Origin of the sequence: Paralysiella testudinis, assembly GCF_016894345.1 — a bacterium.
In the GTDB taxonomy this organism is placed as follows: Bacteria; Pseudomonadota; Gammaproteobacteria; order Burkholderiales; family Neisseriaceae; genus Paralysiella; species Paralysiella testudinis.
Window position 1 is genome coordinate 187,055 of sequence record NZ_CP069798.1, and the last position, 24,861, is coordinate 211,915.

The 24,861-nt window shown below is 55.5% G+C and carries 26 protein-coding genes; 6 read left to right on the top strand and 20 right to left on the bottom strand.

All coding sequences use genetic code 11. The features are described 5' to 3' along the window. Nucleotides 1-6 precede the first annotated feature (6 nt). Nucleotides 7-3,738, top strand: a complete 3,732-nt coding sequence (locus JQU52_RS00950) for a DEAD/DEAH box helicase (RefSeq protein ID WP_230339342.1) — start codon at nt 7-9, stop codon at nt 3,736-3,738. Nucleotides 3,739-3,983: 245 nt separating this feature from the next. Here the strand turns inward: JQU52_RS00950 and JQU52_RS00955 are convergent, their stop codons facing one another. From JQU52_RS00955 to JQU52_RS00970, 4 genes are all read right to left on the bottom strand, one after another. After that, nucleotides 3,984-4,853, bottom strand: coding sequence for a putative Ig domain-containing protein (locus tag JQU52_RS00955; protein ID WP_230339343.1), 870 nt, complete (start codon nt 4,851-4,853; stop codon nt 3,984-3,986). Then, a complete protein-coding gene (locus tag JQU52_RS00960) occupies nt 4,775-5,458 on the bottom strand; it encodes a calcium-binding protein (RefSeq protein WP_230339344.1) in 684 nt (227 codons plus the stop codon). The genes JQU52_RS00955 and JQU52_RS00960 overlap by 79 nt, the downstream gene beginning before the upstream one ends. After that, the gene (locus JQU52_RS00965) at nt 5,442-5,669 is read right to left on the bottom strand and encodes a hypothetical protein (protein ID WP_230339345.1); all 228 of its coding nucleotides are present in this window, start codon (nt 5,667-5,669) and stop codon (nt 5,442-5,444) included. Before JQU52_RS00965 ends, JQU52_RS00960 begins: the two co-directional genes overlap by 17 nt. A gap of 141 nt (nt 5,670-5,810) precedes the next feature. Next, entirely contained in the window at nt 5,811-6,494 is a 684-nt protein-coding gene (locus tag JQU52_RS00970; RefSeq protein WP_230339346.1) for a GntR family transcriptional regulator, read from the bottom strand. Nucleotides 6,495-6,726: 232 nt separating this feature from the next. Here JQU52_RS00970 and JQU52_RS00975 point away from each other — a divergent pair, with 232 nt between their 5' ends. The 4 genes from JQU52_RS00975 (at nt 6,727) to JQU52_RS00990 (ending at nt 10,822) form a co-directional block, all read left to right on the top strand. After that, complete coding sequence (locus tag JQU52_RS00975) at nt 6,727-7,797, top strand: phosphotransferase (RefSeq protein ID WP_230339347.1); 1,071 nt, start codon at nt 6,727-6,729, stop codon at nt 7,795-7,797. 4 nt (nt 7,798-7,801) lie between these two features. Continuing rightward, nucleotides 7,802-9,055, top strand: coding sequence for an aspartate aminotransferase family protein (locus JQU52_RS00980; protein ID WP_230339348.1), 1,254 nt, complete (start codon nt 7,802-7,804; stop codon nt 9,053-9,055). A 200-nt stretch (nt 9,056-9,255) separates the two neighbouring features. Continuing rightward, nucleotides 9,256-10,368, top strand: coding sequence for an ABC transporter substrate-binding protein (locus JQU52_RS00985; protein WP_230339349.1), 1,113 nt, complete (start codon nt 9,256-9,258; stop codon nt 10,366-10,368). A gap of 76 nt (nt 10,369-10,444) precedes the next feature. Beyond that, the gene (locus JQU52_RS00990; protein ID WP_230339350.1) at nt 10,445-10,822 is read left to right on the top strand and encodes an ABC transporter ATP-binding protein; all 378 of its coding nucleotides are present in this window, start codon (nt 10,445-10,447) and stop codon (nt 10,820-10,822) included. On the opposite strand, the gene JQU52_RS00995 is transcribed toward JQU52_RS00990, so the two are convergent. The 12 genes from JQU52_RS00995 to JQU52_RS01050 form a co-directional block, all read right to left on the bottom strand. Continuing rightward, a complete protein-coding gene (locus tag JQU52_RS00995; protein ID WP_230339351.1) occupies nt 10,764-11,159 on the bottom strand; it encodes a Com family DNA-binding transcriptional regulator in 396 nt (131 codons plus the stop codon). The genes JQU52_RS00990 and JQU52_RS00995 overlap by 59 nt on opposite strands. Nucleotides 11,160-11,312: 153 nt before the next feature. Continuing rightward, nucleotides 11,313-11,561, bottom strand: coding sequence for a hypothetical protein (locus JQU52_RS01000; protein ID WP_230339352.1), 249 nt, complete (start codon nt 11,559-11,561; stop codon nt 11,313-11,315). After that, nucleotides 11,558-12,313, bottom strand: a complete 756-nt coding sequence (locus tag JQU52_RS01005; RefSeq protein ID WP_230339353.1) for a tail fiber assembly protein — start codon at nt 12,311-12,313, stop codon at nt 11,558-11,560. The genes JQU52_RS01000 and JQU52_RS01005 overlap by 4 nt, the downstream gene beginning before the upstream one ends. Nucleotides 12,314-12,331: 18 nt before the next feature. Then, a complete protein-coding gene (locus JQU52_RS01010; RefSeq protein WP_230339354.1) occupies nt 12,332-13,768 on the bottom strand; it encodes a phage tail protein in 1,437 nt (478 codons plus the stop codon). Between the two features lies 1 nt (nt 13,769). Beyond that, nucleotides 13,770-14,348, bottom strand: a complete 579-nt coding sequence (locus JQU52_RS01015; protein WP_230339355.1) for a phage tail protein — start codon at nt 14,346-14,348, stop codon at nt 13,770-13,772. Then, on the bottom strand, nt 14,341-15,483 hold the full coding sequence (locus tag JQU52_RS01020; RefSeq protein WP_230338355.1) for a baseplate assembly protein: 1,143 nt from the start codon (nt 15,481-15,483) through the stop codon (nt 14,341-14,343). The genes JQU52_RS01015 and JQU52_RS01020 overlap by 8 nt, the downstream gene beginning before the upstream one ends. A gap of 1 nt (nt 15,484) precedes the next feature. After that, nucleotides 15,485-15,850: a GPW/gp25 family protein gene (locus JQU52_RS01025; RefSeq protein WP_230338356.1), complete on the bottom strand. Its 366-nt coding sequence runs from the start codon at nt 15,848-15,850 to the stop codon at nt 15,485-15,487. 297 nt (nt 15,851-16,147) lie between these two features. Then, nucleotides 16,148-16,759: a phage baseplate assembly protein V gene (locus JQU52_RS01030; protein ID WP_230339356.1), complete on the bottom strand. Its 612-nt coding sequence runs from the start codon at nt 16,757-16,759 to the stop codon at nt 16,148-16,150. Then, nucleotides 16,743-17,876 carry a phage late control D family protein gene (locus tag JQU52_RS01035; RefSeq protein ID WP_407947603.1) on the bottom strand — a complete coding sequence of 378 codons (1,134 nt, stop codon included), beginning with the start codon at nt 17,874-17,876 and terminating at the stop codon, nt 16,743-16,745. The genes JQU52_RS01030 and JQU52_RS01035 overlap by 17 nt, the downstream gene beginning before the upstream one ends. Nucleotides 17,877-17,948: 72 nt before the next feature. Further along, complete coding sequence (locus JQU52_RS01040) at nt 17,949-18,170, bottom strand: tail protein X (RefSeq protein WP_230339357.1); 222 nt, start codon at nt 18,168-18,170, stop codon at nt 17,949-17,951. Then, a complete protein-coding gene (locus tag JQU52_RS01045; RefSeq protein WP_230339358.1) occupies nt 18,167-19,066 on the bottom strand; it encodes a phage tail protein in 900 nt (299 codons plus the stop codon). The genes JQU52_RS01040 and JQU52_RS01045 overlap by 4 nt, the downstream gene beginning before the upstream one ends. Continuing rightward, complete coding sequence (locus JQU52_RS01050; RefSeq protein ID WP_230339359.1) at nt 19,066-21,723, bottom strand: phage tail tape measure protein; 2,658 nt, start codon at nt 21,721-21,723, stop codon at nt 19,066-19,068. Before JQU52_RS01050 ends, JQU52_RS01045 begins: the two co-directional genes overlap by 1 nt. A 44-nt stretch (nt 21,724-21,767) precedes the next feature. Here JQU52_RS01050 and JQU52_RS01055 point away from each other — a divergent pair, with 44 nt between their 5' ends. Further along, entirely contained in the window at nt 21,768-21,983 is a 216-nt protein-coding gene (locus JQU52_RS01055; RefSeq protein ID WP_230339360.1) for a hypothetical protein, read from the top strand. On the opposite strand, the gene JQU52_RS14675 is transcribed toward JQU52_RS01055, so the two are convergent. The 4 genes from JQU52_RS14675 to JQU52_RS01070 form a co-directional block, all read right to left on the bottom strand. Continuing rightward, entirely contained in the window at nt 21,980-22,156 is a 177-nt protein-coding gene (locus JQU52_RS14675) for a GpE family phage tail protein (RefSeq protein ID WP_328301368.1), read from the bottom strand. The two genes, JQU52_RS01055 and JQU52_RS14675, sit on opposite strands and share 4 nt — an antisense overlap. Next, on the bottom strand, nt 22,149-22,445 hold the full coding sequence (locus tag JQU52_RS01060) for a phage tail assembly protein (protein ID WP_230339361.1): 297 nt from the start codon (nt 22,443-22,445) through the stop codon (nt 22,149-22,151). Before JQU52_RS01060 ends, JQU52_RS14675 begins: the two co-directional genes overlap by 8 nt. 481 nt (nt 22,446-22,926) lie before the next feature. Then, nucleotides 22,927-23,442: a phage major tail tube protein gene (locus JQU52_RS01065; protein WP_230339362.1), complete on the bottom strand. Its 516-nt coding sequence runs from the start codon at nt 23,440-23,442 to the stop codon at nt 22,927-22,929. 10 nt (nt 23,443-23,452) lie between these two features. Then, nucleotides 23,453-24,850, bottom strand: a complete 1,398-nt coding sequence (locus JQU52_RS01070) for a phage tail sheath family protein (RefSeq protein ID WP_230339363.1) — start codon at nt 24,848-24,850, stop codon at nt 23,453-23,455. Nucleotides 24,851-24,861 lie beyond the last annotated feature (11 nt).

Here is a 24,861-nt window from a genome sequence, read left to right on the forward strand (position 1 = left end):
ATAATTATGGCAAACGTTCACACCCGAGACCTAATCGACTATATCCGCCAAAATGCCGCTTCAAGCAGCCTTGCCAAAGCCAAGCTGTTGCAGCCACAGTTAGAAAGGCTAGATGGCGAGCAGGCGGTTTATACCTGTAAGGGCAGCAGCAGAAAGCCGTATGTCATCGTAATCAATTACGAATATGGCCGAATCCAAACCATGTGCACCTGCCCCTATGACCACGAGGGCATCTGCAAACACACCGTGGCATCGTTGCGTGCCTTGGTTGATTATTTTAATCGGGTAGGCAGCACCGCCTTGCCGGAAACAGCAAAGCCCGCCGCCGCGTCGGCCCAGGCAGCCTTAAGCTATCCGCTCACCAAACAAGGTCTGTTGGACTTGGCCGCCATCGAAGAAAAATTGCGCTTGGAAGGGTTTCATTACAACAAGCAACAACATGCACAAAGCAGCAGTTGCGAGCTGGTGAAGCTGGAGCCCGGCGATATGGTGTTGGAGGCCGAAAGCTGGTATGGCCGCAATCGGCAGCAATGGCGTCTATTGCCGCAGCAAAACTGTGTAGAAATCAGCTGCGACTGCACCCAAAAATACCAAGGCAAGTATTGCCAGCATGTGGTGATTGGGCTGCAATTTGTGGCCGACAACCTCGGTGCCGATTGCCTGAGCGCCGATTATGCCAACCACAAAATCGCCGCCTTTTTACAAGCTTACGGCCTCACCCTCAGCGATGATTATCAGCGCTTTTTTACTTTTGGGTTTGATGCCCAAGGCTTTACAGTAGAGCACAAAATGTCGGGTTTGCAGCCGCTGGACTACACCGTGGTTGCCGAAGATACACCTGCCTTGCCCGCACATCTGTATCCGGCCACGCTGCCTGAATACACCTCGGCGCTGGTGGTTGAGTTTTCGGGACGCACCTTGCAAGGCCTTACCTGTGTAGAAGGCAAGTACGACAAAAAACGCACCGATTTGGCCACGTCTATCCGTGCGCTGAGCTATTACAGCTCGGCAGAAACGCTGGTTTCCGGCCGCCACAGCCCACAATTGCTGCAAATGTTTTGGCAAAGCGAGCAGGTAAACAAGCACTATCAGCGCTACCGCCGCCAGCAAAAAAACCAAGACTTGCAGCAGGCGCAAACCGCATTTGCGCGCCTGTGTGCAGAGCTGACCGATTGCCGCCTGTTTGCCCACCGCTTCAACCAAACGTATGTGCGCAAAAATTTACAGCCGCTCAGCCTCAATACCGAAGACAAAGTAAGCCTGCTGTTCAAACTCGAAGAAGACGCGCTGTGTTATACCCTCAGCGCCAAAATCAAAATCGGCAGCCGCAGCTACCTGCTGCATTCCAACCAGCTCACCATCACCCCGCTGTTTGTGCGCCGCCAAGATGAAATTCTGCCGCTGGATAATCTGCGCCTCACCACCGATTTGCTTGACAGCATCCAACAGCCGCAGAAAAGCTTCCTCAAGCAAAACAGCGCCCACTTCCAGCAACACATCTTGCAGCCGCTCAGCTGCCTGTATGAAATCGAAGGCGTGGAAGTACTTAAAATCCCCGCCAAAACCAACCGCAAAACCGCCAAAAAACAGCCGCTGCCCACTGCGGCTGCCACCACCGCCCCGCCTGCCAAACAGGTTTATATCAGCGAGCAAGAAGGCTGGGTGTTTTTCCGCCTCGCCATGCAGTATGCCGACAAACTGATTCAGGTTCACAGCAACGAAATGCGCTTATTGCCCGGCGCCGATGGCACCATCCGCTGCCTGCCGCGCGACACCGAGGCCGAAGCCGAATTGGTGCAATTGTTTGAAAGCCTGCACCCCGATTTTGCCCAAGGCAACGGCCTGTATGTATTAAGCCCCGCACAATTAAGCGACAATTTCTGGCTGCTGGAAGCGGCTGAACAACTGCAAAGCGCCGACATTGCCCTGCTGGGTACCCATACGCTCACCTCGTTTAATTACAACTTAAACAAACCCAGCGTGGCGGTGCGCTTGGCTTCCGGCACCGATTGGTTTGATATGCACATCAATATCAGCTTTGGCAACCAACAAGTGCAGCTTAAAGACGTGCAAAAAGCGTTTTTGAAAAAACAAAACTACGTGGTGTTGGGCGATGGCAGCATCGGCATGCTGCCGCAGCAATGGATGGCGCAATTTGCCCAGTATTTCCAAGCCGGTGAAATCAAAAAAAACCACTTGCAGATTTCCAACCACCAGTTCGGCATCATCGACGAGCTATACCAAAGCCTCAACGAAAAACCGGCTTTTCTGGTGGATTTATATCAGCGCAAGCAGCGCCTGCAAAACTTGGGCGCGCAAAGCGATATACCCGTGCCCAAAGGCATCGAAGCCCGGCTGCGCCCCTATCAGCAACACGGTTTGAACTGGCTGGTGTTCCTGCATCAAAACCGCTTGGGCGGCTGCCTGGCCGACGACATGGGGCTGGGCAAAACCCTGCAAACCATCACCTTTTTGCAATATTTAAAGCAAACCGAGCAGCCGCAACAGCCCACCCTGATTGTGGCGCCCACCACACTGGTGTTTAACTGGCAAGACGAACTGGCCAAATTCTGCCCCAGCCTCAAGGTATTGAATTTTACCGGTGCCGCCCGTTCAGGCAGCCTGAGCGAGCTGAGCCAATACGATATTGTGCTCACCACCTACGGCTCCTTATTGCGCGACATCGACGAGCTTAAAGAAATCGCATTTTATTACGCCATCTTGGATGAAAGCCAAGCCATTAAAAACCCGCAATCACAGCGCTACAAAGCCGTGCGCCTGCTCAAAGCCCACAACCGCTTGATTCTCACCGGCACCCCCATCGAAAACAACACCTTCGACTTGTATGCCCAATTCAACTTTATCAACCCCGGCCTGCTTGGCAGCAGCAGCCATTTCAAATCCGCCTTTGCCGAAGCCATCGATAAAAACAAAGATGCCGACACCTCGGCCTTGCTGGCGCGGCTGGTAAACCCGTTTATTCTGCGCCGCACCAAAACACAAGTGGCCACCGAGTTGCCGCCAAAAATAGAAAGCATCCTGTATTGCGAAATGGGCAAAAAACAGCGCCAAGTATATGAAGCATTTAAACAGCGCTACCGCGATTACCTGCTCAATAAAATTGACGAAAACGGCATTGCAAAAGCGCAACTGTACATACTGGAAGGCCTGATGAAGCTGCGCCAAATCTGCAACAGCCCCGCGCTGTTGTCAGACGATGCCGACTACGGAGACGAATCGGTGAAGCTCGATATGCTGGTGGAACACATCAAAGAAAAAACCGGCCAACACAAAATTTTGGTGTTTTCCAGCTTCGTTAAAATGCTGCAGCTGATCCAAACCCGCTTACAGGCCGAAAACATCGAGTGCGAATACCTCGACGGCCAAACCCGCAACCGCCGCGAAAAAGTGGCCAATTTCCAAACCAATGCCGATGTGCGCGTGTTTCTTATCAGCACCAAAGCCGGCGGCACCGGCCTGAACCTCACCGAAGCTGATTATGTGCTGATTGTGGATCCGTGGTGGAACCCCGCCGTAGAAAACCAAGCCATCGACCGCAGCTACCGCATCGGCCAAACCCGCCACGTCATGGCCTACCGCATGATTTGCAAAGACAGCATCGAAGAAAAAATCCTCGCCCTACAGCAAAGCAAAAAAACCGTGGCAGAAAGCATCATCAGCGTAGACGAAGAGAAAAAATCGTTTGATTTAAATGAAGTGAAAAAACTGTTTGCCTGAGTGTGCCGATATATAAAAAGGCTGCCTGAAAAGCCGCGGTTTGCGCTTTCAGGCAGCCCAATATTTTTGCATTTGGCGTAGATTTAACCAATCTTGCCCATAAAGGCAGTTTGCGCATTTCAGACAGCTTCTGCCGGAGTAACAGCTTTTATCCGGCACACTTGAAATAGGAAAACCAACGTTATTACCGGGCTTGATGCGGCAAGCCACTGCCATACAGCTAAGTTATTTTGTGCGATTGCGAATCACAAAATACCGCTGTTGCCTTGCCAATAATCCGCCGCGCCAATCTGGTGCATGTATTGCTGCATTTGCTCGGGCACAGATTTACCGTTGTTTTGGCCGGGCGCAAAAGCAGCCATGGCATTGATTAGTTTATCCAGTTGGGTATCGGCAATGTGAATGCCGTTGTCCAGCCGGATATTTTCCACCTTGTTCGGATGGCCGAAAAACCATAAAAACTGGTTTTCCACGGTGATTTTATCCTCGCTGCCGATAACCGAAATTTCCAGATGGTTGCCTTGGCGGGCAAACCACACATCATTTACCGTTAAATCAGATAAAGTGAGGGTGTCGTTGCTGCCGCCCAAATCGTAGATTCGGTCTTGGCCGTCGCCTTTGGCAAACAAATAAGTATCGTTGCCCAGCCCGCCTTCCAGCTTATCGTTGCCTAAGCCGCCGCTAAGTACATCGTCGCCCAAGCCGCCTTGCAAAGTGTCGTTGCCTTCTTCGCCAAACAAATGGTCGTCACCCAGCCCGCCATTCACAAAATCGTTGCCTTTGCCCGCATACACCGTATCGTTACCGGCATTTGCCCAAATAATATCGTCCCCGGCACTGCCCACAATTTCATCATCACCCAACCCGCTGATACCAAAGCCGGTGATGTAAACCGCATTATCAGCGGCTACCGTGAGTGTAAACGCTTGCTGTGCGCTGGCGCCGGCCGGGTCTTGAGCTACTACCATCAGGCTCAGCTTGCCGATATCGTCTTTGCCTGCCGTACCGGATAAGGTTTGGCTGGCCGCATCGTAGCTTAGCCATGCAGGCAGCGGTACACCATTGCTTTGCACCACGGTGTAATGCAACACATCGCCATCGGCATCACTAAACAAATTACGGGGCAGAGCAGCCCGCTGGCAGCGGCCCATTTCAATTCATTATTGATAAATGTATATTCAGCACCCATCACGCTGCTTGGCAAAGAAGGTAAGCCGAAATCAGGCATACCCGGCACCCAAGGCATAATCGGCACGCTGATAGGCGGGTAAATCGGTGTAGTCGGATTGCTCAAATCAATATTTTGGCTGCGGTTACCGGGGCGGACAAAGCCGTCCCCCAAAATCACATCATCGCCCGCACCGCCGTAAATGGTATCTTTGCCCTCGCCGCCCATCAGAAAATCGCGGTTGCTGCTGCCATAAATAGTGTCGTCGCCCAAATGTCCCAGTGCCCAATCGCCACGCTCATTGGTGCTGTCGGCCAACAAATGCTCGCCCACCTCGCCCGTATAGATAATATCGTTGCCTGCCATGCCGTTAATCAAATCACGCCCGGCACCGCCCACAATATAATCGGCGTCTTTATCCAACTCTTCTTGTGTTCTGCCCGGATTATTAGCCGGCACAACAGGGCTGCCATTCAGAATATCGTTGCCTTCGCCACCATAAATTTTGTCGGCCAGCCAGCTGCCAAATACCCGGTCATTGCCGCCGCCCATACACCACCGCAGAATCTTCAAAGCTGATGTGTTTAATGGTGCCGCTGTCGATAAAATAGCCTTTATCGGCTAAATCCTGTGTTAATAGAAACTCATTAAGTTTGCAGGGGAAAAGCTTGTATAGCGCGGTGAGTTTTAAATCGGTTTTAATCACTGCGGCTTGATAGCTTTGCCCTTCGGGCGCTTTAATCTGCTGCCAGAAGTTATACATTCCACAATTTGATGATGCGCCAAGCCATCATGCACAATATCGCCGCCATCCACCGCAGCTAAATCTTTCAATCCGGCAGCGGCCAAAGCGCTGGATAATCTGCTGGTGGCGGCGTTCAAAATCCAGCGTGAGCTCATCAAATTATCCACCCGCCCCCGCTGCCGCATCTTCCTGCATTTTCAAATGCAAAATAATCCGCCCGCCCGAGAGCAAATCGGTTTGAATGGCAATGCGCGCGGCTTGATGGTCGCGGTTGCGCAACGCCTGCACCACCGGGTAATGGTGATCAACCATGGCACGCCCGCCTTGATGGTAGGCTTGGGCAATCAGCGGGCCTATCTTCATCCACAAACGGTTCAAAATCTCCGTTAGCAAGGGCATTTCGGCAATGCGACACAGCTCGAAATGAAACACCTGGTTTAAGACAATGCCCTGCTGAAATTCATGATTGGCCAAAGCGGTTTCATTCGCCGCCATCAACGCTTCCATGCGCTCCACATCCGCCGCCGTGGCCTTAATCGCCGCCATACCGGCGGCCATGCCTTCCAGCTCCAGCCGGATACTGCGGATTTCCAGATACTCACGCAAAGTCAGGCTGCGCACGCGGATGTCTCGCGGCGTGGGCATCACCAGCGCACCATCTTGCACCAGCCGCAGCAACGCATCGCGCACCGGCGTGACGCTGGTGCCCATCTTATCGGCCAGCTCACGAATTTTAAGGCGGTCGCCCGGCAATAGTTGGCCGCTCATCAGCTGTGCGGCCAGCTGGGCGTATATTTGGTCGCCCTTCAAATCGGAATCAAGCAGGCTTTTAATCATATCCATCTGATAATCCTAAGCTATTTTCATTCAATTACATTTTATCATGATGCATCAATGCAATAAATAAGAATATTTATCCATTAAAAACAATTTATTAAATGATAAAAAAATTTAAAATATGAAAATTATTGATTATGATGCATCATCGTGCCTATACTGACATAAATCAGTCACAATTCAACCGTCATTAAGCGCACAAGCCGCTTTGATACGGCGTTTTCAAGAGCACCAAGCAATGAATCAGGCACAGCAGGCAGCAGCAAACAGCGCATCAACCGGCAACACCGGCTGCGTGCTGATGCACCCGCCGCCGCCGGTAACATTGGCCCACGGCCTGCAACTGGCTGCCGATGTTTACGGCTGGGATGCCCGCGCCGAATGGCTCAGCGGCGAGCGCGATAAAAACATGCTGTTGCACCTGAGCGATGGTCGCAAAATGGTACTCAAATTTATCAATGCTGCCGAAACAGCTGCCGAAACCGATATACAGGTGCGGGTGCTCGATTGGCTGCAGCACAAAGCCTGCACCGTACACACCCCTCAGGCCATCCGTACCGCCGCCGGTGCTTGCACCACCACTTGCCGCATCGGCAACACCGAGGTACGCGTAAGGGCATACACCTTTCTGGAAGGCGTATCGGTGGCGCAAACCGCCATCACGCCCGAGCTGCAATCTTCATTTGGCCAAACCGCCGCCCACATGGCCTTGGCACTGGCCGGGTTTGATCATCCGGCATTAGCGCAACGCGTGTTGCTGTGGGATGTGATGCATGTGGGGCAATTGGTGGGCTGGGCGCAAACCATTTTGCCCGACGACGATATCAAAGCGCTGGCTTTGCGGTTTTTCCCCGCCTTCAACCAGCAGATTCTGCCTTTGCTGCGCGCCATGCCGCAGCAAGTGATTCACAGCGATTTGTCGCGCAGCAACACCGTGGTGGCCACATCCCGACCGCAACACATTTATGGCGTGTTGGATTTTGGCGATTTAACCCGCGCACCCCGCGTGGTCGAGCTGGCCATTGCCGCTTCATACGCACTGGATGAACACAACGGCCAACCTTTGGCCGCGTTGGCACAGATTGTGGCCGCCTATGAGACTGTGTTGCCGCTCTCCCCGGCAGAGCATCAGGTACTGCCGCAATTGGTGCAGGCGCGGCTGTTGCAGCGGATTGTGATTTCCGAGTGGCGTGCGGCGCAGTTTCCGCACAACAGTGCTTACATTATGCGCAGCAATGCCCAAGCGCGGGCGCTGATTCGCCAACTGGCACCTGATTGGCCGGGCTGTAATGCCCGTGCAGGAGTATAGGGCTGTGACTGAACCCACCGAATTGCTGGCCCGCCGCACCGTACTGGGACCGGCCTACCGTTTGTTTTACGATGAGCCGCTGTTGCCGGTGCGCGGTGAAGATGTGTGGCTGGAAGATGCCGATGGCCGCCGCTATCTGGATGCCTACAACAATGTGCCGGTGGTGGGTCATGGCAATGCGCGCGTGGTGCAGGCCATGGCCGCGCAGGCAGCCACTTTGTGCACCCACACCCGCTACCTGCATCCGGCGATACTGGATTATGCCGATGCTTTATTGGCTCATTTCCCGCCGGATTTAAACCGTTTGATGCTCGCCTGCACCGGCAGCGAAGCCAATGATTTGGCCTTGCGCATGGCACAGGCTGTGAGTGGCGGCCAAGGTATTGTGGTTACCCACCATGCTTATCACGGCGTTACCCAGTTGCTGGCACAAACATCGCCCTCACTGGCGGCGGTGGCGCCGTTTGTACGCACCGTGCCGCCGCCCATGGTGGGCGAAGGCGAAACCGTGGCCATCGCCGCCCGCCGCTGGGAAGACCAAGTGGCACAGGCTTTTGCCGATTTACAGGCAGCCGCCGTCCGCCCCTGCGCCTTATTGGTGGACACGGTATTCGCCAGCGACGGTATTTTTCCGCCCGCACACGGTTTACTCAGCGGTGGTGCCGCAGCCGCACGTGCTGCTGGCGCGGTGGTGATTGCCGATGAAGTGCAGGCCGGTTTTGGCCGTTTGGGCGCCGATTGGTGGGGATTTGCCCGCACCGGGTTGGCACCGGATATCGTCACCATGGGCAAGCCGATGGGCAATGGCTATCCCATGGCGGGCGTGGTGGCCACCGCTGCAGTAGTGGATGCGTTTGCCGCCACCGGGCGCTATTTCAACACCTTCGGCGGCAACCCCGTGGCCGCAGCCGTGGGTATGGCTGTATTGCAAGAGCTGGAACAGCGTAGGCTGCCTGAACGGGCGGAAACCACCGGCCAATTGCTGGCAGCCGAATGGGCACACGCACTGCCGGCACTGGGCGTAGCGGGCATTCGCGGCCACGGCCTGTATTGGGGCATCACCGTGGCAGAACACGGCGCAGCACACAGCAGCACCCGCGCCAGCCGCGTGGCCAATCACATGCGCCAGCACGGCGTATTAATCAGCCACAGCGGCCCGCAAGGCAATGTGCTGAAAATCCGCCCGCCGCTCACCTTTGGCACCGAGCATGTGCCCATATTGCTTGATGCATTAGTGCAGGCATTGCGGCAAACCTAGCTGCCTGCTGTGCTTGGATAAATGATTACAGATTAAGTTGTTGTCGTGCTTAGGTGTGTTATCTGCTTGTCACTAGGCGTTTTGTCTGGCCGCAATCCCAGCCGAATGCCCACCGGATAAATACCGTGTTTTTGTAGTATCTTGTTGTTTTGCAGTTTTAATTTTATTTCTAATAATAGTATTTGTAGAGGAATCAAACCATGAAATTAGCCCGAATTGCCCTGATGATGGGCACCTTAACTGTGGTTGCCTGCAGCAACGGCACCTCGTCATCATCTTCCGCCACCTCAGCACCGGCGGCAGCATCGGCAGCATCCGCCACCGGCGCCTCCGGCTCGCGCGATCTCACTGTGGCCTCCTGGGGCGGCAATTATCAAGATGCCCAGCGCAAGATTTATTTCAAACCTTTTATCGACAAAACCGGCAAACCCTTGCTAGACGAATCCTATGATGGCGGCTATGGCGTATTGCAGGCCAAAGTACAGGCCGGCAGCCCCAACTGGGACGTGGTACAAGTGGAAGCTGAAGATTTGGCACGCGGTTGTACCGATGGCATTTTTGAAAAAATCGACTGGAACAAGCTGGGCGGCAAAGACAAATTCCTGGATGCCGCTGCGGTTAGCGATTGCGGCGTGGGCGCCATTGTGTGGTCTACCGCCATTGCCTACGACGGCAACAAACTGAAAGACGGCCCCAAATCGTGGGCGGATTTCTGGGATGTGAAAAAATTCCCCGGCAAACGCGCTCTGCGCAAAGGCCCCAAATACACCTTGGAATTTGCCTTGCTGGCCGACGGCGTGCCCAAAGACAAACTGTATGAAGTTTTGTCTACCCCCGAAGGTGTGGATCGCGCATTTAAAAAGCTGGATACGCTTAAACCTAATCTGATTTGGTGGGAAGCGGGCGCGCAGCCGCTGCAACTATTGGCTTCCGGCGAGGTTTCCATGGCCTCGGCCTACAATGGCCGCATCACCGGCATCAACCGCAGCGAAGGCAAAAACTTCAAAGTGGTGTGGCCGGGCAGCATTTATGCCGTGGATAGCTGGGTTATTTTAAAAGACGCCGCCAACAAAGATGCCGGTATGGACTTCATTGCTTTCTCCAGCCTGCCCGAGCATCAAGTGAAGCTGCCTGAATATGTGGCTTACGGCTTGCCCAATAAACAGGCTGCTAGCGAGGTGCCCGCAAACTTGGCCGCCGACTTGCCCACTACTGCCGCTAATATGCAGAATGCAATTCCGCTGGATGTGGATTTCTGGGTAGATCATTCAGAAGATCTGACCAAGCGCTTTAATGCGTGGCTGGCACAATAATAAAACCCGCACAGGCACCGCTGGCTTAACCGGCGGTGCCCAAGAATAAAATAAACCGGCATGCAAGGAACAGGGCATGAAAGACTACCATATTCGTTTTGAAGACATCAGCAAATCCTATGGTGATGTCAAAGTGATTGAAAACCTAAGTTTAAACATCCGCAGGGGCGAATTCATCAGCCTGCTGGGGCCGTCTGGTTCCGGCAAAACCACCATGCTGATGTTATTGGCCGGTTTTGAATCGCAAAGCAGCGGCAATATTTGGCTCGACCAGCGTGCCATTAACGACATTCCCTCCTACAAGCGCAATATCGGCGTGGTGTTTCAAAACTACGCCCTTTTCCCCCACATGAGCGTGGGCGAAAATATTGCCTTTCCGCTGAAAATGCGCGGCGTCAGCAAGCAGGACATCGTGAAGCCGGGCGCGATAAATGGTGATGCTTTTGCAAGATAAATGCGACTTTATTTTGTTTCACACTGTGCAACAATGTTTCAAAACCTGCCGAACAAAGGCAGGTTTTTTTGTTTGTGGTGAACCTTTGCACTGGGATTGCTGGGTACTGTCGGCCAGCAGAGTTATGCTGTGTCCATCGATTAACGGACTGGAGCAAGCAAATGTACCCGATGATACGCGAAGCGATGTATGATATTTTTGGTGAAGTGGTGATGGCTGCATGCTGGGTTGTTAAAGAACTCAAGCGGTTAATGGCTTTACAGCGCGGGCATTTGATTTCAAAAGTGCCACAGCCTTCGGCCAACAGCTTATTGCAGTTTTTGCAACGATGTTTCATTTTTTGTGGTTTTCTACGTTTTGGTGATAGAATCCGCACGCCTCGCGAGGTGGCGGCCTTGGGTCAATGCAGGTTCCGTCTGCTTTGGCTGGCGTGGGTGGTGCTACAACACTGCCCGCGCCGCCGTCTTTACATCAATACAACAATATCAAACTAACTAAAATCTACCGGCAAATGCCGTCTTAGCACCTCCATTTCATACGATTTCTTGCAATGTTCCGCCTGCCAAAAAAACAGGCCGTCTATCAGCTTGTGTGCCCAGCGCCAGCGCCGTTTTGCGTCTGCAATACTGGCGCGGCGGTATGCGCGGCTGCTTAAGGTTTCATCGGCGTAGCCGCCGAGTGCGGCGTTAAGCAGCTGGTCGAGCGCAATCGCAATATGATACAGATAGCGGCGCATCATGCACCCGGCGCGCTGTAGTTGATTTTAATTTCATCCACGGCAGCCAAATCGGCAGCGGCGTTGAGCGCATCAACATACGCCTGCCGCTGCCCGGCCACATGCGCCGCCAGCGCGCTGTAGGCGCGGGCTTTTTTTAGTGCTTTTGTGCGCAGGTCATCAAGATCAGCACCGCGTGCCAATGCGATTTGCGACAGCATGGGCGTGGCCGCGGTGTTGTTTACTGCCCATGCCTCGGCTTCAGCGGCCTGCTGTGCCCAAGTTGCCAACTCGAACTCGGGCACTTTGTCGAGTTCTGCGGCGCGGCTGATATGTGCTTGTGCGGCATTGTTGATGGCAGCGTATTTTGCCGCTTTGGCATCGGCCAGCTGTTGCGCACGGGCGGATTTTGTTAGCGTCCACGCCTTTGCCTTGGCGTCCCAGCTGTGATATTTATCCGGCGGCGGGGTGTCGGTAATGCCGTCGGGCAAAGCGCCTACAGCATTGATTGTGTGCGGCTGGCCAGTGGCTGTGCTGTAAAACACTTGGCCGCGGTGGTCGGGCAGATACTGCCATGCGCCGTCTTGCCAGCGCGCGGCATGGCCGGGTCTGTCTTCGGGCGGATCGGCATCGATGCAGCCGCCGGGCAGGATATAGCTGCCGTCGCTTGCCGCGAGGTCTAAATCGGCATCGGTGGTATAGAGATAGTAGCCGTTTGCATCGAGCTGACACACTTGTTTTGTGAGCGGCGGCAGCGGTTTAGTGTTGAGTGACATTGTGTTGTGTCCTGTTTGTTAGATTTTGATGATGGCAAGCAATGCAATGTTGCGCGGGCGATTTTCGGGGGCGGTGGGTACAACGCGGCTTGCGTCAAATGAGATGTCGCGCGGCAAACGTGCATCACCGTCACTAGCATCTTGCGTCCAATTTTTGTATCCGGTTTCATTAAAATAAAATGCGCCGGTTGCGCTCCACGACTCGATCAACTGCTGTTTGGTGTCATTGCCACTCGCAATCCGGCCGGTGATGTTGCGGATAGCATCGCCCTGTGCGCTACCCAGCGCCCGACCGGCATCAACGCCGCGGCCATCGTCCCAGCCGCGCACAAATTCGCCGCGCAAGTCCTCAAGCACAAAATAGCGTCCATTAACATTGCGGCTGCCGTCCGGATTGCTCGGGTTGTCGCAGCGATACCACCACGGTGCGGTGGCGTTTTCTGCGGCACCGACCCAGCGTGCATCTGTTAATTCTTGATATGACGACACAAGAATTGCCGCGCCGTTGACTTTTAACCATCCTGGCGGCGCGGTTTTGCCGCCGTAGTAAACAACCATCCCCGGCGGCGATGCTTGTCGAATTTGTGCTGCGATTGTTGATGCAAAATTAGGGTCGTTGCCCAAGGCCGCAGCAAGTTCGCGCAGGGTGTCGAGTGCGCCCGGGGCACCGTTTACCAGGTTGCCGATTGCGGCGGCGAGCTCGGTTTGATTTACAGCGTCTGATGCATAAGATTTGATTGCGCCGGGGCGGTTGCGCACGGCAGACCAGTCGGCACCGCTTAACTCGGTTGCAATCCAAGTGCCGCTGTTACGATAGCGCACCCACGCCCGTCCTTGGCCGATTATCAGTTGCGACATATCGTCGGATGTCGGCACGGTGAGCACAGAGCCCCAGCCGTACGGGGTATCGCGGTATCCGCTAACGCCCACGGGCACAGCATCAAAGTCCAGCCCCGCACCTTGACCAAAGATATAAGGCAGCTTACCGGACTCTAATCCGCTGATTGATTCAGCCAGCACTTTGCCCTGCGCAGCAGAGAGTGCGCTCAAATTATCGGTGCTGTTGAGTACGTTCAGCACTTTCATGACCCCTGCAACGGTAGGACCGGCATTGTCGATTTCATGCGTGTGCGAGGTGGCGCTAACGCTGTTGGTGCTCGAGCCGGTGATTTTGCCCGGGGTGCCGAGGGTGATTGTGCGGTTCGCGGACAAATCGCCGCCGCCGCTTAAACCGTTGCCCGCAATCATCTGAATTGATTTGTCGGCTTTGCTTGCGCCCAAGCCGCCGATGTTTTGCACGGCTTGCGCAAGCTCGGTTTTAAGCCACTGGGTGCGGTTGGCCAGTTGGCGGGCTTGCAGGTTGTCGATGCCGTTTTCACCCCCCAGCACCGGGTCGGTGGTTTCCAGCTGGTAGATGCCGTTTTCCCATATTGCGTTTTCTTTTACGTTTGCCATCTTATGCGGCTCCTCGGTTAAATGTGCCATCTCTGCGGGCGCGGCCGTTGTGCCGCAGCGCCGCTTGTTGGTAATCCAGCGCTTCCAATATGCAGCGTGCCGGTGCAAAGGCTTGCAGGGTGCGGCGCAGCAGCCCGGCTTGGTCGTTTGTAATCGGGTTGACCAGCACGATGCGGTAGTGCGCCCAGTGCGGGCCGTGGCCGCGGTAATAAGTGCCGTCGCGGCGGATGGTGCCGTTATGCTTTTGCCCGCTTAGGCCTTCAATAATCTGCACCTCACCAAAACCCAAGCGGCGCACAATCTCGCGCACCGCCCACGGGGTGCCTTTGTATCTGTGTAACTCGTAAGCGCCTTTTATCAATGCCCGCCGCGCACTGTCGGATTCGGCCAGCCAATAGCCGTCTGCGCCCAAAATGCTGCGGCTTTCGGCCAGCAGCGGCAGATGTTCGGGGGCAACCAAGGCAACTAAGCGCGGCATCAGCTGCGGCAGCTCGACCAATTCCAGCCGCAAGCCAAGCTCGGCCAGCGCCCGATAGCGTTGGTCGCGCTCGATGATGTCGGCGTAGTTCATCTTAGCCATCCACTTGCTCCGCAGCGGCGGTGATATTGATGCGGGTGCAACGTGCCCATTGGTTTGGTGCTACAGTAGTGAGCGCTAGCCCCGGTGTGCTCACGTTGTAAACCCCGGCCACGCGCAAGGCTGCCTGAATATGCAGCGGCACAATATCGGCACCCAAGCGATGGCGGCGCCCGGCTTCGTAAGCCGCCCAAGCGGCGTTGGCGGCGGCCAATACTTCGGCGGGATTGCTGCCGCTAAACAGCGTGAGCGTGGCGTTAACGCTGTAATCCACCGGCGCGGGTGGGCGCACCACCACCTTGTCGCACAGGGGGCGCAGGCGCTCGGCAGACAGGGCAGTTTGCACCGCACCGAGCAGCTCATCACCCGGCAGGCCGTCTTTGGTGAGGATACTCACCGCCACGGTGCCGCCAATCGGTGCGCCGGTGCTGTCGGTATCGTTGGCCACATGCACGTCCACAATCGCGGGGCTGACCTGCCGCGCCCAATACTGATAAGCGCCCACCGGCCCGGCCACGCTGAAGCTCTCCGGCGCCAGTAAAATGCGCTGGCGGTAGGCATCGTCGCCCTCGATGTCCACCCCGCCAGACGGCACGGTGATATTGGCGGCTTTAACGGCAATCGTTGGGTGCAGGCTGTCGACCACGGTGTTGATTTGCCCGGCAGACCAGCCGTTGCCGGAAATGCCCGGCACGGTGCAGGCGGCCAGCAGGTCAAGCTGCTTTTGGGCAGCGCTAAGCGTGCCGCCTTCGCGGGTGGCAAACATCACATCGCCCACCGAAACACGGCTGCCTGCAGCAATAAATACCTGTGCCTGCCCGGCAATCTCGGCGCTGAAGCGCAGCGTGGTGAGCGCGGGCTGAGCGGCCAAGCGCGGGGTGTTAACATCATCGCCGCATAAATCCAGCATTAAGCCGGTGGCAAAACGCGGGTGTTGTTGGCGGTAGGCTTCGTTCATTTGCTGCCGCGCTAAGGTTTCGCGGTAGGCAAAGGTGTTAATCAGCAAACGCTCAATGTGCGCGGGCTGCAATACTTTGCCGCTGCGTGCTTCGTAGTCGGCAATGGTGGCGGCCAGCACGGTGGCCAAGTCGTCATCGACCACTTTCACGTTTTCACGCGGTAATTTGTTCAAATCCATTTCAGGCAGCCTTTAATAAAATATCGCTGCGGTAAATCTCACCCGCCACCGCTGCGGCCACGCGCCAGTGCACGGTCATCACAATGTGCGGTGCATTGCCCGCAAACGTCACTTGCGTTACTTCTGCCCGTGGCTCCCATGTTTTAACCGCCAGCACCACTTCGCGCACGCAGTTGGGCACAAACACATCTTCGGGCGTATCGATGTAGTCAAAATGGTTGCTGCCGAATGCCGGGCGGCACACATCGGTGCCTTTGCGGGTGCCGAGGATATTAAAAATACACTGCTCGATATCGGCGGCATCTTGCACGATGCCGGTGCTGTCGGGGGCGAGTTGCCAATGGCGGCTGCGGGCTTGGGTATTCATGGCGTGATTATCGGTATTGGCCGTTGGCGGGTCTTTTAAACGGGTTTAAGGATTGCGCTTGTTTGGGCAGGCATAAAAAAATCCCTGCATCAAGTGATGTAGGGATTTTGGCCGCAGATGTGTTTGCGGTCTTTTAAAACGTTTTAAAAATTACAGCCCAGAAGGGCTGTAATTTCTGCGAAGCGCCGCATCGGGCGCAGCACGATACAGGGCGCAGCCCGTGCACGCAGTGCGTAGGCGCTGAAGCTAAAATAGTGGTTTGAATTTCTGCGAAGCGCCGCATCAGGCGAAGCCTAATCACTGCGCCGCGCCGGTATTGCCGCCGCTGGTTAAATCGGGATGGGTGTGTTGTTTGAGGCTGACACCGTCGGCCAGAACATCGCCGCCCACGGTGTGCAAAGTGCCGTTAATCGTGGCCGCCGCACCGCTACCGCCATTGCCGCTCATGCCCTGCATATAGGTAAGACTGCCTGAAACCAACAGATTGCCGGTGGTTTCGGTTTCGGCGCAGTCGATGGTGACTTTGCCACCGCTTTTAATCAGCACATCCCCCGGTGTATTTACGCTAACCTGCCCGCTACTGCGGTTGTGCTGAATCACCGTACCGTTGCTAAACCGCTTCATCCAGATGTTGCGGTCTGCCGCCGGGGCGGCATCGGCAGCATTGTAAATCACACCCAGGCACACGCCGCCCTCGCCACGGGCGTCGAGCAGACACACCGCCAGCTCGCCCGGGTCGGGCAAGGCATAAAATTGGTTGCCGCCCGCAGCCAGCGACACCACCGGCAGCCAGTCGGTTTGCAGGTTTTCCAGCGCGGGCAGGGTAACGCGCACCGCGTGTTTGGCATCGTCTACTGCGGCCACGGTGCCGAATTGCAGGGTAGCGCCAAAATCATGGGATTGCTGCATTGCTTGGCTCCTGCTGTGTGGCCTGAGGCGGCTCGTCCGCCACATACTCAATCATTTTGACATCCAAGCTCAAGGTATAGCCGCCGCTGCGGCGAATTTCGTGCCGCGCCTGCTTGACCAAATATTTGCCGGAGAGCTTGCCGTAGCCCGCCAGCTGTACAATCTGCCCGGCCACCAGCTTGGCATTGCCCACCAGCTCAATACTGCCCGCAATCTGGCTTTGCTGCGCATCGGCCAGCGCCGCATCGGCGCGGGCGGCCAGCTGCTGGTCGCTTTCGCCGCGATTGGCCACAATTTTAAGGGTGTCGGTGGGCTTGTGTTTGGCATCACCACGCACCGGCTTGGCTTTGCGCCGGGTCTGGCGCGTTTGTTTGGTTTTGGCATCGTAGCCGGTAACAACGGCCTCGTCCGGCACGCCTTTGATTAAATCGCGCAGGCGCAGGCGGGTGATGTCTTGCGGCAGCAGCAGCGCCACCGGCTCGGTTTTGGCCAGCTCGGCATTGGCATGAAATACCAGCGTTTTATCCACAATTTTAAACGTGTGGCCATACTCCCGCGCCAGCCGCGCCAAAAATTCCACATCACGCTCCTGATATTGGGTTACCCGCTCAATCGCAATATCGGCCACGGTGCCGCTAACGCTTAATTTCAGCCGCTGCGCAATTAAGCGCACCAGCTTGGCCAAAGTGGTTTTTTCATACGCCTTGGGCTGGAGGGTGCGGTTGGCGCGGGTGATGCCGGTAGACAACGCTTTGATGCTGATGACGCTGGGCGCATGGCTGTATTCAATCTCGGCGATTTCAAAGCTGCCCAGTTTAACCAGCCCGGTAAATTGGTCGCCCAGCGATAGGCTCAAACTGTCGCCTTGCTCCGGATACCACGCCCGCAGCCAGCGCCCGTCCACATCTTCAAAGTCCACTTGCAGCTCATCGCTCTGGCCGCCCAAAAAATCGGTGTAGCTGATGGTGAGCAGATAGGGCTTGATGTCGGCAGTGATGTCTTTTTGCTCGTAGGCAATCGTAAAATCCGGCATCGATACCGGATGGGTATGACTTGCTGCGGCTTGGCCGTTTGACCAGCCATTCAATGTGATTAAAGCGCCTAAAGCGTCATTCATTTTTTTAACCCTCTCTCCCGGCTCTCTCCCAGTTGGGAGAGAGGGACGGTGTGGCCGCTGCGCGGCATTGGTTTAGCGCAGCCACGGCGGCATATCGGCTTGGGTGGTTTGCGGCTTGGCCGTCAACACCGGCACCAGCACCGTCAAGCCCGCGCCGAATGCCTCCGCAATCGGCAAATGCGGGTTGGCCGCAATCAGCCCGTCGATTAGCAGCGCATTGCCGTAGTAGCGGTGCGCAATCAAATCCCAGCGGTCGCCCTCGCGGGTGGTGTACTGCAATACCGAGCGGCTCATGCGGCACCATCCTTGCGCACCGCCAGCCAGCCGGTAAGCGCCTGCGCCCCGGCGGCGGCATTGTCCAGGCTGTCGCCGGCAGCGGCCACAAACCCGGCGGCTGCATCCAGCCAGCCGTCCACTGTGCCGCTGTCAATACCGCTTTGCAGCGCCGCCACGCCGCCGGAAAGCTGCCGTGCCGCTTGGCCGCTGTAGGCCAAAAAATCCGCCGCCCCGGCCAAATCGCCAAACCATGCGCCGATTTCAGGCAGCCTGTTCAGATTGCCCAGCATCCCGCCCCCAGCGGCCAAGGCATCACCCGCCAAGCTGAACACAGCCAGCGGGTTGTTTTTAAGCGCCTGCGCTTGGGTAATCAGCGTTTGCACTTGGTTAATCCCTTGCTCTACTTCGTTATAAATTCGGATACCGGTTTCCACCGCCTCGGCTACTTTCGATGCTGCGCCTTGCACGCTTTCAGGCAGCATGGAGAGCAGCGGATTTTTACCCGCGGCCACGCCGGGCGTGGGCAGCGGGTTGTTCGGGTCGCCCACAAACTCGGTGAGCTGCACATCCAGCTCCCGCGCCGCCGTGCGCCCTTTGGCATCTTGAATCAAGGTTCGGCTGCTGATACTACTGATTACAAACCAGCCCGCATGCCGCCCGCTGCCGTACACCAAGGCCAAGGCCTCTTGCGCTTCCTTGGCTTCAATCAACCCGCGGTAAGCCGTATCGGGATTGCCCAATTTCCAGTGCAGCCGTAAGCTGAAACGGATTTCGGTCAACTCATTGCCCATCGCCTGCAAACGCGGCCGCCCGGCCAGCACATCGTGCTTTGCGAATGCGGCCGTGTGGGTTTCTTCAAAATCGGTGAAGCTGCTTAGCAGCTCAAAGCGGACATCGCCCAGCATTGCAAACATCAATAAGCCCTCCGAGCACGGCTATCCATCAGCCGGTTAAACATATCCTCAAACTCACGCAGCCCCATCTGCATGGCTGCCTGAATCTGCTGCGGATCACCGCCGGGCGCGTGAATAGTGGGGCTGTAGTGGATGGTATAGCCGCCACCGGCCACAGCCGCAGCAGCCTGCTGCGAGCGTGCCTGGGCAAACTCGGCACTATTGGCCTGCATCCGCGCCGACAGATTACTGCGCAGCTCACCTGCGCCGGTGGTGAAACGCTGTTGCAGATTTGAGGCCAAGCCGCCAATCGCCGCCAGCGGGCGCGGTGCGCCATTGGCTAAGCCGATTTGCAGCCCTTCCATCATAAAACCGCCGAAGCGCTTAAACAGACGGCTGGGTGATTTGATTTCGTTTTTCTGGCCGAAAATCACCCCCAGCAGGCTTGATTCGCCGCGCCACCATGCTTTCAGCGCGTCCCATTTCGCTTTAATGCCGTTCCACAGGCCGCTGATGATGTTGTCGCCAAATGTGGTAAACGAAGCAGGTAATTCGACGCCAAACCAGCCCAACACCGCAGCAAAGGCATTTTTAAAGGCGATAATCGGCGACCAGCGTACAATCAAATCCAAGATACCGAGCAAGCCGCCGTCAAATGCGGCAGTAATCTGCATCCATACCGTATCGGCAAACGCAAACAGGCCGTCAAAAATCATGCGCCAGCCGTCCACAATCATCTGCCCCAGATTGATGATTTGCCCGAATACACTGCCCAGCATATGGCCGATAAAATAGCCGAAGCCTTGCGCTGTATCCGCCGCATCACTGCCTGCCTCTTCAAATTCAAAAAACCAGCCGATAATCGGCTTAAGCACCACTTCCCAAATCTGCTGCCAGCCAAAGGCAATCATTTCAAACAGCGGCATAATCGGCTTGATGCCGTCTTTAATCCCGTCCCACAGGCCGGTAAAAAAGGCTTTAATGGGGGTCCAGTATTTGTAAATCAGTAATGCGGCAAGTGCCACCGCGCCCACAATCAGCACAATCGGCCACATCGCCGCCATTGACGACAGGCCAAAGCCCATCATCGCCGTGCGGGCGGCAGCCAAAGCGCGTACCACCGCCCCTAATCTGCCCGGCACATCAGCCATACCGATACCGCCAAGCATAATCAGGCGCAACATGGTGGCAGAAGCTTTTAGTGCCAAAAAGCCGCCTTTCAGTGCCAGGAAACCCGCTTGAATGCGGTTGGCTGCCGCCATTACCACAAAGCCGCCTGCACGGAAAGCCAGCAGGGAAGCCGCTGTGCCAATAATTACTTTGGTCAGTTTGGGATGCCGATTTGCCCAGTCAGTCAGCGTGTGTGCCAAGCGGATGCCCATCTGCACAAATTCATTCACCGCAGGCAACACCACATTCCCCAACACAATACCCAGTTCGATAAATCCGCTTTTCAGCAATCTAAGCTGGTTGGCCGTGGTGGCCGCCTGATTTTCAAATTCACGCTGCATGGAACCTAGGTATTTCAGGTTGCCTGAAGCGTCTTTTTCTTCCAATAAACCCAGTTGGCGGTTGTATTCGCCCACGCCGTTGGCCAGCAGCAACACATCGTCGGCATAGTTTTTGCCGAACATTTTCATCAGCAAGGGGTATTGCTGGTCTTTGGGCAGTTGTTTTACCCGTGCCAACAAGTCCGAAATTGCCCCTTGTGCATCTTCATTCATGGCACGGGCAAAGTCTTGGGTGGTCAGCCCAAGTTCGGCCAATTCTTTCTTACCGCCACCGGCTTTCAATACCGACAGCGATGTGGTCATCCCTTTAATGGCCTGCGCCGCCAACTCCGGCTGCTTGCCGAAGCTTAAAAACGTGCTGCCCAAGGCCGCGCCTTGATCTTCAGTAAGCCCCAGCTGCTTGATGTCGCTGCCTACGCGGGTGAGTACGTTCACAATATCAGCGGCATTGGAATTGGCGTTATCCGATAAATGGTTGATGGCATCGCCCAGCACCCCGACTTTGGTGATGGGGATTTGCAGCACATTAGACAAAGTGGCCATACTTTCGCCTGCATGGCCGGCAGCCATATCAAAGGCCACGCCCATTTTGGCCGCATCTTCTGCAAAGCCGAGCAGATTTTCTTTGGCAATACCGGCACGGCCACCCGCCGCTACAATATCGGCAATTTCTGTGGCTGCCATCGGAATGCTGCGGGTCAGAGTCAAAACATCCTGCCCCATTTCCTTGAATTGTTGCGGTGTATCGAAGTCCACCACTTTTTTAACACCGGCCATCGATGATTCAAAATCAATCGCCAAGGTAACCGGAGCAGCCAGCGTACCGGCTGCGGCCAATGCACCTGCCCAACTGCTTTTAATCCCTTCCCATTTTTGTTGGTTGACTGCTTTTTGCGCACGCACGGCGTTGAGTTTGCTGTATCTGACTTCCAGCTTGGCAATAGACGCGCCTATTTTGTCGTATTCCTGCCAAAGCTGTTTGGCCGATGCTACACCCAAACGCTCTTTATTCCGGGTTAAGGTTTCGCCAAGCTCGGTTTGGTGGCGGCGCAGATTGTCGGTAGTGGTTTTCAGGGTATCCATCGCCTTACCGACACTGGTCAAGCCCGACAGCGCCCCGCCGACAACAGCGGATACGGAAATCGAAACACCCAAATCGGAAGCCATGTGGTAATATCCTGAAAATATTGCAAAGAAAAAAGGGGAATAATATGAACGCCGGAATATTCATCGCCGCATTGGCATTTATCATGCTGCTTTTGGGCGGCTTACCCTTATTGCTGCTGGGCATCGTCCTGTTTGCTGCATGGTTTGCTTGGCAGGTGTTTTTCCAAAAAGAACCGGACGACAACCCCAACGGCTATTGCCGCGACTTACAGCAGGAAATGGCCGCAGAAGCAAAGCACAATACAGCAGCGCCCCATTAAAGCCCCTTTCGATAACCCGCCTTGATTTGGCGGGTTGCTTCTTTCAGCCAAGCATCAAGCTCATCCAGCGTTAAGGCATAAACATCCTGCACACTCCAGCCAAACCACCACGCTAAATCGGCGCAAGCCGTCAGTAATTGCGCGGTAGCAGTCTGATGGTCAGTTTCAGGCAGCCTTTTGCGGTTTCGCGGGGCGAAAGGTGTCTTGTAATGCGTTCAAGTCCTCCAAATCCAGCATATCCAAGTCTTCAGGCACCAAGCCGGTAATGCGTGCCACAATCGCCAAGCCTTGCTCGGCTTCATTCTCAATATGCGCCACAGCGCGTAAATCACCTACACGGATACGCCGCACATTCACCGTATCCAGTAATTGTCCGGTAGGCAGGCGAACAGGGTATTTCAATTTCACCACAACATCTGCCCCCAAATCTTCCATCACTTGCTGCGCTTCGTTTTTGCTCATTTTGCAATCCTTTTTCAAATTCAATGGCCGGGTGGCGCGGCCGGATGGATGCCACCGGAACTCAATGCTGACGGGTTGATTTTGCCCGCCGGGCTGTTTGCGGTCTTTTAAAACGTTTTAAAAATTACAGTCCTGCAAGGGCTGTAATTTCTGCGAAGCGCCGCATCGGGCGAAGCACGATACAGGGCGCAGCCCGTGCACACAGTGCGTAGGCGCTGAAGCTAAAATAGCGGCTGGCATTTCTGCGAACGGCTGCATCAGGCGGCAGCCTGATAATGGCGTAGCCATCCGCGCAGCGGTAAGGCCGTGAAGCTAAAACATCATTCCGCCCGGCCAATAAAAAAACCCATCCTGTATCAAGATGGGTTGAGTGTAGCCAAGGCTGCCTGAAAAGGCTTTTAAACGGGTTTATTGATTGCAGGCGGTGAAAATGGGCGCCTAAAAGTGCACCACTTCAAAGCGTCTTTTCAAACCGCAAACCTTACTGCCCGATATTGCGCCGCATTTGCGCGAGCACGTCCACGCCGTTCACAATATAGGCATTGGTATAGGCGTTGTAGTAAAGCACTTCGCGCCCGTCTACCATCTGGCGGATTTCGCTGGCCTGATAGGTGCTGCTGTGTTCGCTTTTTTCTTTCGGTTTAAACGTACCCAGCGCATTTTTGGAAAAAGTGGCGGTCACCATTGTTACCACATGCACTTCTCTGGCCAGCCCGCGGGCGTCAAACGTTTGCAGATTGGCACGCACCATCAGCTGCACGGCTTTAAAGGGATGGCAGGCTTTGGCGGCCACTTCGGGGTAGAAGCTGTTCCAAGTAATCTCACCCTCCAGCGCTTCCACACCGCTGGGCAGTTTAATGGTACCCACCATGCCTAAGCCTTTGTGCTCGTCTTGGCTGAATTCAAATTCAGGCAGCTTGAATTCGGCTGCTTTACCCAATTGGATATTGCCGTCGATATAGACGCTGGCATTGTAGATTGCATTGATTTGGCTCATTTATCGCTCCTTATGCGGCTTGGTTGCCCAGCAGGTTAACCAGGTATTTGCGTGTCATCACGCTGGTATTGGTGATGCGCTCGGCGGGCAGTTTGGGGGTGTAGTCGTAAACCAGCGGCACTTGGCCTTTGGAAAACGCGTCAACCAGGTTGTAGTCGTAATCCAAATCTACGCTGTAGCCGACAATGCTGCGCAAGGTGCCCAGATAGGTGCGCACGCTGCCGATCAGGCTGTCGATCAGGGCATCGTCAATCGGGCGGTCAAGATATTGCAGTTCAAAACGGCGGATGCTTTCGTCAATCAAATCACCGGTGCGCTGGGCTACTTCAAAATTTTTGGGGTGGGTTACCGTAGGAAAGCAGGCCAAGCGGTTGCCCCACAGGCGGAAGCCGGTGCCGTAGCTGTTAAACACAGTGCTGATGCCTTTTTCATTCAAGCGGTTGGTTTCGGCCTGCGGGTCGTCGGCGCGGGCGGTGAGCGCCACTTCTGCACCCACCACGCCTTGCAGCTCGCGGTTCGATGTGCTGAACCAATAGCCTTGCTCGACGTCGGTTTTCATGCGCAGGCCGGCGGCGTGGGTGGCCAGGCTTTCGACACCGAGCAGGCCGGTAACATGCGGGTAAAACAAATGGGCGCGGTCGCTGGATGTTTTAAAGTTGATGTTGCCTTCGGGCCCGCGGCCTTGGATGGCTTGGCTTAAGCCCGTGGCGGCCGGGGCGCTGATATAGGCGATGGCGTGCAGTTTTTCGGCCAAGGTAATCATGGCGGCGGCGCAGGTGGCGGTTTTGTCGAATTGCGGCACGATGATGATTTTGGCATCGGCACCAAAGCGGTTAAAGCCTTCGGTGAGCGCTTCCATGCCGGTGCGTTTGCCCGTGGCGGCAATATAGGCGCCGATAATATCGGCTTCGTTTACTTTGGCCGGGTCGGTGTAGGTGTAGCTGATTTTCGGTGTGGTGGGCTTGGCGGCAAACACAATCTCGCCGCTAAGGGTATCGATGCGGTAGCCACTGCCCTCGGTGAGCGGGGTGCTGCCGTCTGTTACCGCATAGCCTGCCTGCAAGGCCGGGTGGGCAGTTTTGGCGGTGAGGGTGTCGGGGTCTGGGCTGAGTGCTTCGTCTGTTACACCGGTTTTGTGCTTGGCCGGGTCGCATACGTTCACTACATAGGCAATGCCGCTGCCGTAGCGCGTCCAGATATCGGCGGCATCGGGCAGGGTAAAACCTTTGCCGGTGATGTTGCCGAAGCGGGCAAAATCTTTTTTGGTTTGGCACACGGTGATTTCGTTGACTGCGCCCACGGGGGCGCTGCCGACAATGGCGGTGATGGCACCGTCTACGGTATAAACGGGATTGCTGCCGCCATCGATGCGGATGGTTTCAATGCCGTGCAGATAGGCTGCTGCCATGGTGTTGCTCC

Bases quoted from the DNA above. Each gene is read 5' to 3' on its own strand.
- JQU52_RS01030 (WP_230339356.1), bottom strand. From the start codon at position 16,759: ATGCAGCAATCCCATGATTTTGGCGCTACCCTGCAATTCGGCACCGTG.
- JQU52_RS01010 (WP_230339354.1), bottom strand. From the start codon at position 13,768: ATGGCAAACGTAAAAGAAAACGCAATATGGGAAAACGGCATCTACCAG.
- JQU52_RS01040 (WP_230339357.1), bottom strand. From the start codon at position 18,170: ATGAGCCGCTCGGTATTGCAGTACACCACCCGCGAGGGCGACCGCTGG.
- JQU52_RS01035 (WP_407947603.1), bottom strand. From the start codon at position 17,876: ATGAATGACGCTTTAGGCGCTTTAATCACATTGAATGGCTGGTCAAAC.
- JQU52_RS00985 (WP_230339349.1), top strand. From the start codon at position 9,256: ATGAAATTAGCCCGAATTGCCCTGATGATGGGCACCTTAACTGTGGTT.
- JQU52_RS00950 (WP_230339342.1), top strand. From the start codon at position 7: ATGGCAAACGTTCACACCCGAGACCTAATCGACTATATCCGCCAAAAT.
- JQU52_RS01065 (WP_230339362.1), bottom strand. From the start codon at position 23,442: ATGAGCCAAATCAATGCAATCTACAATGCCAGCGTCTATATCGACGGC.
- JQU52_RS01060 (WP_230339361.1), bottom strand. From the start codon at position 22,445: ATGAGCAAAAACGAAGCGCAGCAAGTGATGGAAGATTTGGGGGCAGAT.
- JQU52_RS01025 (WP_230338356.1), bottom strand. From the start codon at position 15,850: ATGAATACCCAAGCCCGCAGCCGCCATTGGCAACTCGCCCCCGACAGC.
- JQU52_RS00960 (WP_230339344.1), bottom strand. From the start codon at position 5,458: ATGGGCGGCGGCAATGACCGGGTATTTGGCAGCTGGCTGGCCGACAAA.
- JQU52_RS01055 (WP_230339360.1), top strand. From the start codon at position 21,768: ATGAACGCCGGAATATTCATCGCCGCATTGGCATTTATCATGCTGCTT.
- JQU52_RS01020 (WP_230338355.1), bottom strand. From the start codon at position 15,483: ATGGATTTGAACAAATTACCGCGTGAAAACGTGAAAGTGGTCGATGAC.
- JQU52_RS00965 (WP_230339345.1), bottom strand. From the start codon at position 5,669: ATGTATAACTTCTGGCAGCAGATTAAAGCGCCCGAAGGGCAAAGCTAT.
- JQU52_RS01050 (WP_230339359.1), bottom strand. From the start codon at position 21,723: ATGGCTTCCGATTTGGGTGTTTCGATTTCCGTATCCGCTGTTGTCGGC.
- JQU52_RS01070 (WP_230339363.1), bottom strand. From the start codon at position 24,850: ATGGCAGCAGCCTATCTGCACGGCATTGAAACCATCCGCATCGATGGC.
- JQU52_RS00975 (WP_230339347.1), top strand. From the start codon at position 6,727: ATGAATCAGGCACAGCAGGCAGCAGCAAACAGCGCATCAACCGGCAAC.
- JQU52_RS01000 (WP_230339352.1), bottom strand. From the start codon at position 11,561: ATGATGCGCCGCTATCTGTATCATATTGCGATTGCGCTCGACCAGCTG.
- JQU52_RS00990 (WP_230339350.1), top strand. From the start codon at position 10,445: ATGAAAGACTACCATATTCGTTTTGAAGACATCAGCAAATCCTATGGT.
- JQU52_RS01005 (WP_230339353.1), bottom strand. From the start codon at position 12,313: ATGTCACTCAACACTAAACCGCTGCCGCCGCTCACAAAACAAGTGTGT.
- JQU52_RS01045 (WP_230339358.1), bottom strand. From the start codon at position 19,066: ATGTTTGCAATGCTGGGCGATGTCCGCTTTGAGCTGCTAAGCAGCTTC.
- JQU52_RS01015 (WP_230339355.1), bottom strand. From the start codon at position 14,348: ATGGCTAAGATGAACTACGCCGACATCATCGAGCGCGACCAACGCTAT.
- JQU52_RS00970 (WP_230339346.1), bottom strand. From the start codon at position 6,494: ATGGATATGATTAAAAGCCTGCTTGATTCCGATTTGAAGGGCGACCAA.
- JQU52_RS00995 (WP_230339351.1), bottom strand. From the start codon at position 11,159: ATGAAACATCGTTGCAAAAACTGCAATAAGCTGTTGGCCGAAGGCTGT.